This is a genomic window from Actinomadura litoris, from assembly GCF_009733595.1.
Classification (GTDB): domain Bacteria; phylum Actinomycetota; class Actinomycetes; order Streptosporangiales; family Streptosporangiaceae; genus Spirillospora; species Spirillospora litoris.
Genome location: NZ_WOFH01000001.1, coordinates 274,194 through 287,091, shown reverse-complemented (window position 1 = coordinate 287,091; position 12,898 = coordinate 274,194). Strand labels below are relative to the sequence as shown.

The window sequence follows — 12,898 nt, the reverse complement described above, 5'->3', positions numbered from 1 at the left end:
GCTCAGTCCCGCGAGGACAGGCCGAGCAGGTTGCGCGCGATCATCCAGCGGTGGATCTCGGAGGACCCGTGCCCGATCCGCCACACCCGCACCTGCCGGAAGAAGCTCTGGATCGGCAGCTCCTTGCTGTAGCCGAGGCCGCCGAACACCTGGAGGCAGCGGTCGGTGACGCGCTGGGCCATCTCGGTCGCGTACAGCTTGGCGATGAACGCCTCGTTGCGGATCGTGTGCCCCTCGTCCGCCATCCACGCGGCCCGGTACACCAGGTACCGCGCCGCCTCCAGCTCCACCGCGCTGTCGGCCAGCATCCACTGGACGCCCTGCCGGGTCGCGATCGGCTTGCCCCAGGTCACCCGCTCCTTGGCCCACTCGACGGCCATGTCGAGGCAGCGCTGGGCGATGCCGAGCTGGAACGCGGCGATCTTGAGTCGGCCGTGCGTGAGCTGCTCGGAGGCGAGCGCCCAGCCCCCGCCGACCGGGCCGAGCCGCGCCGAGTCGGGGACGACGCAGTCGGTGAACGACAGCTCGTAGGGCTCCCAGTCGTCGCCCATCGTCGGGATCGGACGCGACACCTCGAAGCCCGGCGTGCCCATGTCGACCAAAAAGCAGGTGATGCCGCGCGACCCCGCCTCGGGATCGGTGCTGGCGAACAGGATGCAGAAGTCGGCGCGGTCGACCTCGGAGATGAAGATCTTCGTCCCGTTGATGACCCAGTCGCCGCCGTCGCGCACCGCCGTCGTGGTGATCCGGGCGAAGTCCGAGCCCGTGCCCGGCTCGGTGAAGGCGTAGCAGCTGCGGCGCTCGCCTTCGATGACCGGATGGAGGTAGCGCTTCTTCTGCTCCTCGTCCGCCTGGTAGAGGACGGGCTCGGGGCTGCCGCCGAACTCGAACATCCCCGGGTGCTTGTACAGCTCCTCGACGACCAGGCAGGTCGCGAGCGTGCCCATGCCCTGGCCGCCGTACTCCTCCGGCACGTCCAGCGCCCAGAGCCCCTGGGATCTGGCACGTTCCTGGAGGTCGCGGCGCTCCTGCGGGGTGAACCTCCCCTCGGTCAGGAACCTCTGCTCCAGCGGCATCAGCTCCCGCTCGCGGAAGCGCCGCACGGAGTCGACGAACATGCTGAGCTCGGCCGGGATGCTGAAGTCCATTCGCCGTCACCCTCCCGCTATCGACCGACTAGTCGGTCGGTTTCGACTTTTACACGGCCGCGGATCGCTGTCAACGCTCATCGGCCCGTCACGCCGGCGTGCTCGTCGGGGGCGCCGACCAGCGCGACCCGGTTGCCGAACACCTCGATGCCGTTCGCCATGTCGTGGTGGGCGCGCCCGATCTCGTGGAAGGGGACGACCTCCCCCAGCGACGGGTCGATCCGCCCCTCCCTGACCAGGTCGTTGTAGGCGCGGGCCTGGTCGTCGTTGGTCCCGTGCGAGCCCTGGAGCCGCTTCTGCATGACCCACTGGTAGCGGAGGTCGACGGTCGCCGAGTACCCGGACGTCCCGGCGCAGATGACGACCATGCCGCCCGGCGCGCACAGGAACACGCTGGTGGGGATCGTCGCCTCGCCCGGGTGCTCGAACACGATGCGCGGGCTGCGCCGTCCGGCGATCTCCGAGAGCGCCTGCCGGAACCGGCGCGCCTCCTTCATCCACGCGCCGTAGCCCGGCGCGTCGTCCCAGTGGGGCGGCACGCCCCAGTGCGAGAAACCGCCCCGGTTCAGGTAGCCGATCGCGCCGAGGCGGGTCGCGTACTCGCCGCGCCGGTCGTCGGAGACCACGGCGACCGCGTCCGCGCCGTGCGCGACCGCGAGCTGGATCGCCTGGGTGCCGAGCCCGCCCGAGCCGCCCCACACGAGGACGAGGTCGCCGGGGCGCAGGCGGTGCCCGTCCCAGCCGAACAGCATGCGGTAGGCGGTCGTCCCGACCAGCGTCGGCGCGGCGGCCTCCGCCCAGGTCAGATGCGGTGCCTTGGGCAGGATCTGGTGCTCCTGGGCTAGGCAGAACTGCGCGAACGACCCGAAGTTGGTGTTGTACCCCCAGATCTTGGCGCTCGGGGCGAGCATGGGGTCGTTGCCGCCCTTCACCCACGCGTCGTCCGGGTCCCAGTGGCCGGGGTGGACGACGATGCGGTCGCCCGGCGAGACCGACTCCACGCCCTCGCCCACCGCGTGGACGATGCCGGACGCGTCGCTGCCGCCGATGTGGAAGTCCCACGGCTCGCCCTTGCGCCGCCGGTCGGCGATCACGTCGATCGGCGTGCCGCGCGCCGCCCACACGTTGTTGAAGTTGATGCCCGCCGCCATCACCGCGACCAGCACCTCGCCGGGCCCCGGCTCGGGCACCGGAACCTCCTCGATCTCGAAGGCGGTCAGCGGGTCGCCGAACCGGCCCTGCCGGACGACCTGCGCGAACATGCGTCCCGGACGGGTGCCGGGGGGCGGTACCTCGCCGATCGGAATCCTCGCATCAATGGACAACAATCGCTCCTGCCGTTTCGAGGGCTCGGCTTCTGGGAGTTCATCGCCTGCTCGGGACGCGCCGCCCGACGCTTTCTCGGCGACCGCCTAATTTGGATGGAACTACGCGCCGAGGCGCAATGTCAATCCCTGGTCGCGGAGGGTTGACGGCCCTGCTATGGCGAGGTAGCTTCAAGTCATCCGACCGGTCGGTCGGGCCGTGGTCGAGCGCCGATACACCGCGCCCACCTGCGTCGACACCTCACCCTCCGCAGCTCATCTCCCGGTAGACCCGGCGGGTTCCGCCGCCCGGACCGCCATTGTCCTCCACCCCCCTCTGAGCGCCGATCAATCGACGGGCGTCCTGTCGAGAATGCGCATCGACGTTTTCTCCTGCCCTTTTGGCGGAGTGCGGAATTTTCAGCCCGAATTCTCAGGAGGACCGATGGCCGGCGACCGATACCACAGCCCGACGGCGGCGGAGCTGGTGGCCGCCTACGCCGCCGGGACGATCTCCCCGGTGGAGGCGACGACCGAGGCGCTGGAGGCGATCCGGCGGCACGACGGCGACTGCAACGCCTACGCCCTCGTGGACGCCGAGAGCGCGCTGGCCGGCGCCCGCGCCGCCGAGCGGCGCTGGCGGGCCGGCGCCCCGGCGAGCCCGATCGACGGCGTGCCGATGTCGATCAAGGACCTGTTCCTCACCCGCGGCTGGCCGACGCTGCGCGGCTCGCGGTGCGTCGACCCGGACCAGCCCTGGGACGTCGACAGCCCGGCCGCCGCCCGGCTGCGCGAGGCCGGGCCGGTCCTGCTCGGCAAGACCACCACGCCCGAGATGGGGTGGAAGGGCGTCTGCGACAACCCGCTGACCGGCGTGACCCGCAACCCCTGGGACACGACCCGCACCACGGGCGGCTCCAGCGGCGGCAGCGCGGCGGCGGTCGCGTCCGGCATGGGCGCGCTGTCGGTCGGCACCGACGGCGGCGGCTCGGTCCGCATCCCGGCGTCCTTCTGCGGCGTCGTCGGCCTGAAACCCACCCACGGCCGCGTCCCGCAGTACCCGCTGAGCGCGCTCGCGGTCCTCGCGCACGCCGGGCCGATGGCGCGCACCGTCGAGGACGCCGCGCTCCTGCTGGACGTGCTCGCGGGCCCCGACCCCCGCGACCCGTTCGCGCTCGGCCCCCTCGCGACCCCCTACACCGACACGCTCGGCCGCGACGTCGCCGGCGTCACCGCCGCCTTCTCCCCGGACCTCGGCTACGCGCGGGTCGACCCCGAGGTCGCCGCCGCCGTCGCGTCCGCCGCGCGGGCCCTCCAGGACGCCGGGGTCCGCGTCGAGCAGGCCGACCCGGGCTTCCCCGACCCCTACGACGCGTTCGACATCCTGTGGTGCGCCGGGGCGGCGAAGTGGCGCGACGTCCTCGGCGACGGCGCCGGCGTCGACCCCGGCCTGCGCGCCGTGATCGAGCGCGGGCTCACCTGCTCGGCCGCCGACTACCTGGCGGCGGAGGTGGAGCGGGTGGCGCTCGGCGTCCGCATGGGCGAGTTCCACACCCGCCACGACGTGCTGATCACCCCGACCGTCCCGATCCCCGCGTTCGAGGCCGGGCACGACGTCCCGCCGGGCAGCGGGCTGAGCGACTGGCCGCGCTGGACGCCGTTCACCTACCCGTTCAACATGACCCACCAGCCCGCGATCACCGTGCCGGTCGCCCGCACGTCCGGGGGGCTGCCGATCGGCCTCCAGATCGTCGGCCCCCGGCACGCGGACGCGCTGGTGCTCGCGGTGGCGCGGGCGGTGGAGCGGGTGCACCCGATGGCGGACCCGCCCGCCGCCCGCGCCGCGGCGCCCGCCCCGGCGTCCTGAGGGCGGGCGGTGCCGCGGTCAGCGCAGCCTGTCGGCGAACGCGGCCAACTCGTCGAGGGCGCGCAGCGACTCGCTCTCGGACGTGGTCGGATGCTCGAACGCGATCCGCTCCACGCCCGCCTCGGCGAGCCCCGCGACCGCCTCGGCGTCGGGCCCAAGCCCGGCCAGCGTGATCGGGACGTCCGGACGGCCCCGCTCGGCCAGCCGCGCGGAGAACCGGCGGATCTCCTCGGGCGTGGTCGCGGCGCGCGGGAGCCAGCCGTCCCCGAACCGGGCGATCCGGTCCAGCGCGGCGTCGCTCTCCCCGCCGACGTAGATCGGCGGGTGCGGGCGGCGCTCCGGCTTCGGCCACAGGTGGATCGGGTCGAAGTCGACGTGCTCGCCGTGGAACTCCGCCTCGTCCTGCGTCCACATCGCCTTGATCGCGGCGAGCCGCTCGTTCAGCAGCGCGCCCCGGGTGCGCGGGTCGGTGCCGTGGTTGCGCATCTCCTCGCGGTTCCAGCCGGAGCCGACCCCGAGGATCACCCGCCCGCCGGACAGGACGTCGAGGGTCGCGACCTCCTTGGCCGTGTGGATCGGGTCGCGCTGGGCGAGCAGCGCGACGGCGGTGCCGAGCAGCAGCGTGGAGGTCACCGCCGACGCCGCCGCGAGCGCGGGGAAGGGCGCGAGCGTGCGGTAGTAGGCGTCCGGCAGTTCGGCGCGCCCCTGCCAGAGCGTCTCGCGGCGGACGGGAATATGCGAGTGCTCGGCGATGAACAGGGAGTCGAAGCCGCGTTCCTCCGCCGCGCGGGCCAATACCTCGGGCCGGATGCTCGCGGCCGTCAAAAGCGTGTAGATGCCGAACTTCATGGGTTCTCCGAGACTTGTCGTCGTCCTGCTGACTTTCCGGCGAGACGCCAGGCGAATCGCCGGGGATGGCATCGCCGATTTCCGTGTCCGGGCGACTTCGATCTTAGGTGGACGCGGCGCGGAGCGGCAACGCGGCAGCCCGGAGAAAACGCCAGCTCAAGGGTTGACACCCCCTGTCCCGGCTGCAATCGTATTCATACGACCGACCGGTCGGTCGTCAACTCGGAGGCGCGGTGGCGCCACCGCTCAAAAGGCGGGCGACCACCGCGGATCCGGAACCGGTGGCCGCACCACAGCCGCCGTCGTGGGCGACCGGAAGCCGTCGTCGTGGGCACAGTCGCCGGCCGCCCGGCGCCCCTGCGGCACCGGCGGCCCTCCCAGCGCTGCCCGGGGGACTCAGCGCATACGTAGGCCGACACGCGAAACGCGCCGCCCGGATCGCTGGAATTCCGGGTGATCACGCTTTCCGCGCGTATGGCAGGTGGGCGCGAGACCGTCGCGAGGCGGTCCGCCACGTCGCTGAAAGGAAACGCGGATGGTCCCTGGAAAGAAACCCCCGCAGGACGCATCCAAAAAGAGCACGCTGAAGATCGCCGCCGCGGCGCTGGCCGCGTCGAGCATCGAGAACTACGACTTCTTCATTTACGGGACCGCCGCCGCGCTGGTCTTCCCGGACCTGTTCTTTCCCGGTCAGAGCCCGCTCGCCGGGGCGCTGCTGTCGTTCTCCACGTTCGCGATCGGGTTCATCGCCCGGCCGGTGGGCGCGGTGATCTTCGGTCATCTCGGCGACGTGCACGGACGCAAGCGCTCCCTCGTCATGGTGCTGCTGACGATGGGCCTCGGCACCACGCTCATCGGCGTGCTGCCCACCTACGACGCGATCGGGCCGGGGGCGCCGCTGCTGCTGGTGCTGCTGCGGCTCGTCCAGGGGATCGCGCTCGGCGGCCAGACCGGCGGGGTGATCCTGCTGGCGATGGAGAGCGCGCCGCCGCGCCGCCGCGGCTTCTACTCCAGCTTCGCGCTCGCGGGCGGGCCCGCGGGCATCCTGGTCGGCAACTTCGCGTTCCTGATCGCCGACGGGATCACCGACTCCGACTCCTTCGACGCCTGGGGGTGGCGGCTGCCGTTCCTCGCGAGCGTGGCGCTGCTCGGCCTGACGATCTACATCCAGCTCCGGATCGAGGAGACCAAGGCGTTCAAGCGCCTCCAGCGCGCCGCGGTGGCGGAGAGCGGGGAGGAGGCCGGGCCCTTCGTCAAGCCCGCACCGGAGCCCGCACTGGAGCCCGCACTGGAGCCCGCACTGGAGCCCGCACTGGAGCCCGCACTGGAGCCCGTGCCGGTGGTCGTGCAGGAGGGACGCGCCGCGCGGGCCGCGCGCTCGCCCGTCCTGGAGGCGCTGCGCCGCTACCCGAGGCGGATCGTCCTCATCGGCGGCGCCTACATCGGTATCAACGTGACCTACTACCTGTTCATGACCTTCGCCGTCGCCTACGGCACCAACGACGACATCCTCGACATGCCGAAGAGCCGGATGCTGCTGGGCGTGCTGTGCGGGGCGGCGGTCCAACTCGTCATGCTGCCGGTCGCGGGTGCGCTGTCGGACCGCTTCGGCCGCAGGGGGATGCTGACGGTCGGGTCGGCGCTGGTCGGGGTCTGGGCGTTCGTGTTCTGGCCGCTGCTCAACACCGAGTCGCCGGTCGTCATCGTGATCGCGTTCGTCGTCGGGCTCGGCCTGCTGCACACCACCATGTACGCGCCGCAGGGCGCCTTCTTCGCCGAGACGTTCCCGACCGAGACGCGCTATTCGGCGATGTCGCTGAGCATCCAGGTCGCCTCGGTGGTCGGCGGGGCGCTGGCGCCGCTGATCGCGACGTCCCTGTACGCGTGGACGGATTCATGGCTCGCCATCGCCGCCTACATGGCGGGCGTCTGCCTCATCACCGTCGTGTCGGTACTGCTGCTGCCGGAAACCTACCGGATCGATGTCGAGGAGACGGCCGCCGTGCGGCCCGCCGAAGCCGATGAGGCGGGCACGGTCACCAGCATTTGATCACGCCGCCCGGTGTGCCCGGCCCGGCCCCGCAATCGGCCGGCCGGGCACGCCGGGCCGGCGGTCGCAATGGATTAGGGGCGCAGGCCGCGGTAGGCGTAGTCCCAGAAAGCGTCGGCGATCTCCTCGTGCGAGAACTTCCCGTCGGAGTGGTACCACTGGTAGGCCCAGTTGCTCATCCCGAATATCGCGAGGCTGAACAGCTTGGTGTCGACGTCGCGGAACGTTCCGTCGGCGATTCCGCCGCGGACGGCCTCCTCCACCATGGCCTCGTAGCGGGTGCGTTTCTCGGTGGCGACGGCGAGGTCGGCGTCGGGCAGCTCGCGGTGGTTCTCGAAGAAGACCCGGCACTGGCCGCGCCTGGTCGCGATGTTCTCCAGGAAGTCGTGGATGACGCCGCGCAGCAGCTCGACCGGCTCGGCGCCGCGCTCGACACGTGCGCGGTGCGCGGCGGTCAGGCCGTCGATCAGCTCCTCGTGCATGTACCACAGCAGTTCCGACTTGCTGCGGAAGTAGTGGTACAGAGTGGGCTTTCCGATTCCGACCGCGGCGGCGATGTCGTCCATCGAGGCGCCCGCGTAACCCAGTTTCTCGAAGAGGTCGGCGGCGGTCGCGATGATCTCCGCGCGGCGCTCGTCCTTGGACATCTGGCGCCGCCTCGACCGCCGCTCCGAATCCGCTTCCGCCATCGGTGTTCACTCCGCATCGCTGGGAAATACCAAGGGTCGAGCCGACCGCGAGAGCCGGACGCACGCCCCCGCCGGATCGCTCGATCCCAAAGTATACCAGGATGTTCACAAATAGCTTACCGCTGTGCCTGAACGCCGGTCGGATTACGTGTCGGAAAGTGGTCGCACGCGCACTTATCAATGCGAACTCGGCCGCAATAGCGGGCACGCGGCGCGGCCTGTCGCGCCGCTTGTGCCCACCCGCCGGACAGACGCGGTCCGCGTAGTATGTTGATCTTGTCGCGGATGTCGCTGCCCTTCCCCCTTCGACGAGGAGTGACCATGACCGGCAATTCCTCCCCGGTGCTGCTCCTGCACGGTTTCTGGTTCGGTTCCTGGTGCTGGAGCGAGGTCGCCGGGCACGTGGCGGGCACCGGGCGCGCGGTGCTGGCGGTCGACATGGCGGGGCACGGCCTCCGCGCCCGGTGGCCCGCCTGCCTCAGCAGGCGCCCGTTCGACCCGGCGGCGCTGCCCGTCGAGAGGTCGCCGGTCGCGGACGTCGGCGTCGAGCAGGCGGGCGACCTGCTGGTCTCGCAGATCCGGCGGCTCGGCGGCGGACGCCCGGTCACGGTCGTCGCGCACAGCATGGGCGGCCCGGCGCTGACCTGGGCGGCGCAGCGGGCCCCCGAACTCGTGGCGCACGCGGTGTACCTGGCCGCCTTCATGCCCGCCTCGGGCGTCCCGGCGAACGACTACTCCGTCCTGCCCGAGAACGCCGAGACGCTCGTCGCGCCCTCGCTCCAGGGCGACCCGAACGTGATCGGGGCGCTCCGGCTCGACCTCGCCTCGGCCGACCCCGACTACCGCCGCATGCTCAGGCGGGCGTTCTTCGACGACATCGGCGAGGCCGAGGCAGAGGCCGCGATCGGGCTGATGACGCCCGACTCGTCCACGGCGCTCGGCGCGACGGGCATCGAGTTGACCCGCGACGCCTGGGGGTCGGTGCCCCGCACCTACGTCACCTGCGCGCGGGACCGGGCGCTCTGCCCGCCGTGCCAGCACAGGTTCATCGCCGAGGCGGACGCCGCCTACCCGGAGAACCCGACGGGCGTCGTGGCGCTCGACTCGTCCCACTCGCCGTTCCTGTCCATGCCGTCGAGGGTCGCCGAGATCATCGCGGACCTGCCGTGACGTCCCCGCCGGACGGTTCGGCGGCGCGGGCGATGCCCCGGCACATCCCGCCGAAGATCCGGTCGTGGAACGGCCGGAACGCCCACCAGTAGGCGTGCCCGGCGAGGCCGCGCGGGTGGAACAGCGCCCGCTGGGCGAGCCGCGCGCGGCCGCCCTCGTCCTCGACGCGCAGCTCCAGCCAGGCCAGGCCCGGCACCCGCATCTCGGCGCGCAGCCGCAGCAGCCGTCCGGGCTCGATCGCCTCCACCCGCCAGAAGTCGACGGTCTCCCCGACCCGCAGCCGGCGCGGGTCCCGGCGCCCGCGCCGCAGGCCGACGCCGCCGACCAGCCGGTCCAGCAGGCCCCGGACGCGCCAGGCCAGCGGGAAGGAGTACCAGCCCCGCTCGCCGCCGATGCCCTCGACCACGTCCCACAGGCGCTGCGCGGGGGCGGCGGCGCGGCAGGTCCGCTCGTCGGTGTAGAGGCTGCCGCCCGCCCAGTCGGGGTCGGTGGGCAGCGGGTCGCTGGGCGCGCCCGGGACGCTCGCCGACGACCAGCGCGTCGCGACGTCGGCCTCCCGGACGCGGCGCAGCGCCAGCTCCACCGACCGCTCGAAGCCGGTCGCGCCGCCCGGCGGCGGTGGGACGTACCGGTCGATGTCGTCGTCCGCGCACACCACCTCGTTGCGCAGCGACTCCACCAGCGGGCGCGCGAGCCCGCCGGGCACGGGCGTGATCGTGCCCACCCACAGGCTCGACAGCCACGGGCTGAGCAGCGGGACCGGCACGATCACGCGCGGCCTGAGCCCGGCGACGGCGGCGTAGCGGCGCATCATGTCCAGGTAGGTCAGCACGTCCGGGCCGCCGATGTCGAAGCCCCGGCTCACCTCGGCGGGCAGGTCCGCGGCGGCCACGAGGTAGCGCAGGACGTCTCGGATCGCGATCGGCTGGATGCGGGTGTGCACCCATTTCGGGGTGACCATCACCGGCAGCCGCTCGGTGAGGTAGCGCAGCATCTCGAACGACGCCGAGCCCGATCCGATGATGACGGCGGCGCGCAGCCACGCCGTCGGCACGCCGCTGTCGAGCAGGATCTCGCCGACCTCGGCGCGCGACCTGAGGTGCGGCGACAGGTCGCGGCCGCCCTCGCCCGGGGCCATGCCGCCGAGGTAGACCAGCCGCCCGATGCCCGCCCGGCGGGACGCGTCGGCGAACGTCCTCGCGGCGCGGCGGTCGTTCTCGGCGAAGCCGCCCGCGCCGCCGATCGCGTGGATCAGGTAGTAGGCGACGTCCGCCCCGTCCAGGGCCCGCGCGGTCGAGTCGGGGTCGGTGGCGTCGGCCTCCACGACCTCCACCCGGTCCGCCCAGGGGTGGTCGCGCAGCCGTCCGGCCGAGCGCGCCATGCAGCGCACCCGGTGGCCGGCGTCCAGCAGCTCGGGCACGAGCCTGCCGCCGATGTAGCCGGTGGCCCCCGTGACCAGGCACAGCTTGCTCTCCGTCTCGCTCATCCGTCCTCCCCGGGCGTCCTGTACCCCGAGATGGGCGGTGGATAGTCGAGCGCGCTTCTGCGGTCGTCGGGCAGGGTCCAGGGGTGGTGGACGTGCCGGGCGTCCAGCTCCGCGAGCTCGGGCAGGTAGCGGCGGACGTAGTCGCCGCCGCGGTCGAACCGGGCGGCCTGCCGGAGCGGGTTCATCACCTGGCCCGGACGCGTGTTGTTGCCCGTTCCGGCGACCCACTGCCAGTTCCCGGCGTTGTCGGCGACGTCGCCGTCGGTCAGCCAGGCGTCGAAGTGGCGCAGGCCCTCGCGCCAGTCGATGTTCAGGTTCCGGGTGAGGAACGACGCCGTGACCAGGCGCGCGCGGTTGTGCATGAAGCCCTCGCGGCGGAGCTGGCGCATGCCCGCGTCCACGATCGGGATGCCCGTCGTGCCCTCGCGCCAGGCGGCCAGGGCGTCCTCGTCGCGGTTCCAGGAGCCCCGGCGCGGCCGGTAGTCGCGCCGCGCGAGCCCGGGGAAGGCGGCCGCGACCTGGTGGTGGAAGTCGCGCCAGGCGAGCTGGCGCCGGAAGCCCTCCCGTCCGCCGCCCCGGGACGCCCGCTCCAGCTCCAGCGGGGAGACGCAGCCGAACTTCAGGTAGGCGCTGAGCCGCGAGGTGCGGTCGGCGGCCAGGTCGTCGTGGATCCGGTCGTACTCGTCGGCCGTTTCACGCAGCCACGCCCTCATCCGCGCCCGTCCCGCGCGCTCGCCGCCCGGCGCCGGATCGGGGGAGCACGGGCCGGACACCAGCTCGGCGCCCGTGGGGAGCGGCCCGGCGTCCAGGCCGTCCGGGAGCCGGACCGCTTTCGGCTCGGGTGCCTCCGGGCGGCGGCGCGCCGCGTCCCACACGCGCCAGTACGGGGTGAACACCCGGTAGTGGTCGCCGTTCGCCGGGGTCAGCGCGCCCGGCGGGACGACCGTCACGCCCGGGTGCGCCGTCACCGCGAGGTCCAGTTCCCGCAGCGCGGCGAGCCGCCGGGTCCCGTAGGCGGACCGCTCGTCGGCGAGGTGCAGCGCGTCCGCGCCGGCCTCGCGGGAGAGCCGCGCGACCTCGGCGGCCGGATCGCCGCGCCGGACGAGCAGGTCGCCGCCCGCCGCCCGGAGCGACGCGCGCAGGTCGGCGAGGCTCTCCAGCAGGAACCGGACGCGGTTCGGCACGGTGAGGATCGCGTCGTCGAGGACGAACAGCGGGACGACCCGGTCCGCCCGGCACGCGGCGGCCAGCGCCGGGTTGTCGCGGACGCGCAGGTCGCGGGTGAACAGCAGGATCGAGGTACTCATCACCTGGACTTCGTGGCGGCACCCGCGACCGGATGCGTCCGCGCGCCGGATGGTCGGCGGCGCTCCCGTACGCCCCCCGTGCGCCTCCGATCGCGAATCGCGGGCGCCCGGCCGTCTCCAGGCGACCGGCCGGGCGCGTTTCAGCGGGTGCGTAATCGTTGTTCGAGCCGGGAGGAATCAGTAAACGATTTCGCAGTTGACCGTGTAGGCGGATCCGTCGCCGCCGACGCAGGTGTCGACTCCGGGGCCGCCGTCGATGATGTCGTTTCCGGCGCCGCCGTCGATGAAGTCGTTCCCGTCGCCGCCCCAGAGGTTGTCGTTGCCGTCCTCGCCCTTCAGCCGGTCGTCGCCGTCGTTGCCGATCAGGTTGTCGGTTCCGGCGTTGCCGTTCAGGAAGTCGCCCGCGGTGCCGCCGAGCAGGGTGTCGGCGCCCGTCCCGCCGCGCGCCGCGATCGAGCCGGACGGCTGGGCGAGGTAGGAGCCGATCCAGTCGTCGCCGTTGTCCCCGCAGGTCACCGCGTCCGAGGGGAACGGGCCGTCGGTGACCTGGTCGAGGAAGATCCGGTCGTCCCCGGCCTGCGCGGAGACGACGTTGCCGTTCACGACCCAGATGTTGTCGGCGCCGGCCCCGGCGGGGACGGTCGCCGTCATGTCCTTGCCGGTCCGCTCGTCCAGGCAGGTCGTGGAGGTGGCCGAGGCGGGGCCCGCCGACAGCGCGGGGGTGAGGGCCGCGCCGAACAGGGTCAGGGTCGCGGCGATCGCCTTGATGCGCATCTGTCCAATCTCCCTTCGGCGTCGGGCCTTCGCCGGCGCCGCCTCCAATTCGCACTTTCGGCGGCCGCCTCAACAAGCGTGGTGACCGGCTGAGGACAATGGACAATGATCAATGTCGAATGGATTAGGAACTGTCACAAGCGGCGGGCGGCGACTCACGCGGAATGCGAAGTCCCCGCGCGCGGTCGGACGCGTGCGGACGGTGAGGACCCCCGAGGCGGCTACCGTCTATGGGGAATCGACGTCCGCCGCGA

General features: G+C 72.7%; 10 protein-coding genes. 3 read left to right on the top strand and 7 right to left on the bottom strand.

Annotated elements, in window-relative coordinates; translation table 11 throughout:
* Positions 1–2: 2 nt before the first annotated feature.
* Together GNZ18_RS01300 and ccrA are read right to left on the bottom strand one after the other, a co-directional pair.
* On the bottom strand, positions 3–1,148 hold the full coding sequence (locus tag GNZ18_RS01300) for an acyl-CoA dehydrogenase family protein (RefSeq protein WP_156214213.1): 1,146 nt from the start codon (positions 1,146–1,148) through the stop codon (positions 3–5).
* A 77-nt stretch (positions 1,149–1,225) separates the two neighbouring features.
* Positions 1,226–2,473 carry a crotonyl-CoA carboxylase/reductase gene (gene ccrA / locus GNZ18_RS01295; protein WP_216651115.1) on the bottom strand — a complete coding sequence of 416 codons (1,248 nt, stop codon included), beginning with the start codon at positions 2,471–2,473 and terminating at the stop codon, positions 1,226–1,228.
* A gap of 424 nt (positions 2,474–2,897) precedes the next feature.
* Here ccrA and GNZ18_RS01290 point away from each other — a divergent pair, with 424 nt between their 5' ends.
* Entirely contained in the window at positions 2,898–4,319 is a 1,422-nt protein-coding gene (locus GNZ18_RS01290) for an amidase (RefSeq protein WP_156214212.1), read from the top strand.
* Positions 4,320–4,337: 18 nt separating this feature from the next.
* Here GNZ18_RS01290 and GNZ18_RS01285 read toward each other — a convergent pair whose 3' ends face one another.
* Positions 4,338–5,168 carry an LLM class F420-dependent oxidoreductase gene (locus tag GNZ18_RS01285; protein WP_156214211.1) on the bottom strand — a complete coding sequence of 277 codons (831 nt, stop codon included), beginning with the start codon at positions 5,166–5,168 and terminating at the stop codon, positions 4,338–4,340.
* Positions 5,169–5,703: 535 nt separating this feature from the next.
* Here GNZ18_RS01285 and GNZ18_RS01280 point away from each other — a divergent pair.
* Positions 5,704–7,218: an MFS transporter gene (locus tag GNZ18_RS01280; RefSeq protein ID WP_156214210.1), complete on the top strand. Its 1,515-nt coding sequence runs from the start codon at positions 5,704–5,706 to the stop codon at positions 7,216–7,218.
* A 74-nt stretch (positions 7,219–7,292) separates the two neighbouring features.
* Here the strand turns inward: GNZ18_RS01280 and GNZ18_RS01275 are convergent, their stop codons facing one another.
* Complete coding sequence (locus GNZ18_RS01275) at positions 7,293–7,907, bottom strand: TetR/AcrR family transcriptional regulator (protein WP_156214209.1); 615 nt, start codon at positions 7,905–7,907, stop codon at positions 7,293–7,295.
* Positions 7,908–8,228: 321 nt separating this feature from the next.
* Here GNZ18_RS01275 and GNZ18_RS01270 point away from each other — a divergent pair, with 321 nt between their 5' ends.
* A complete protein-coding gene (locus GNZ18_RS01270) occupies positions 8,229–9,077 on the top strand; it encodes an alpha/beta fold hydrolase (protein ID WP_156214208.1) in 849 nt (282 codons plus the stop codon).
* Here GNZ18_RS01270 and GNZ18_RS01265 read toward each other — a convergent pair.
* From GNZ18_RS01265 to GNZ18_RS01255, 3 genes are all read right to left on the bottom strand, one after another.
* Positions 9,058–10,563, bottom strand: a complete 1,506-nt coding sequence (locus tag GNZ18_RS01265) for an SDR family oxidoreductase (RefSeq protein WP_156214207.1) — start codon at positions 10,561–10,563, stop codon at positions 9,058–9,060. The two genes, GNZ18_RS01270 and GNZ18_RS01265, sit on opposite strands and share 20 nt — an antisense overlap.
* Positions 10,560–11,870, bottom strand: a complete 1,311-nt coding sequence (locus GNZ18_RS01260; RefSeq protein WP_156214206.1) for a cryptochrome/photolyase family protein — start codon at positions 11,868–11,870, stop codon at positions 10,560–10,562. Before GNZ18_RS01260 ends, GNZ18_RS01265 begins: the two co-directional genes overlap by 4 nt.
* A gap of 177 nt (positions 11,871–12,047) precedes the next feature.
* On the bottom strand, positions 12,048–12,644 hold the full coding sequence (locus tag GNZ18_RS01255) for a calcium-binding protein (RefSeq protein ID WP_214616316.1): 597 nt from the start codon (positions 12,642–12,644) through the stop codon (positions 12,048–12,050).
* Positions 12,645–12,898: the final 254 nt, after the last annotated feature.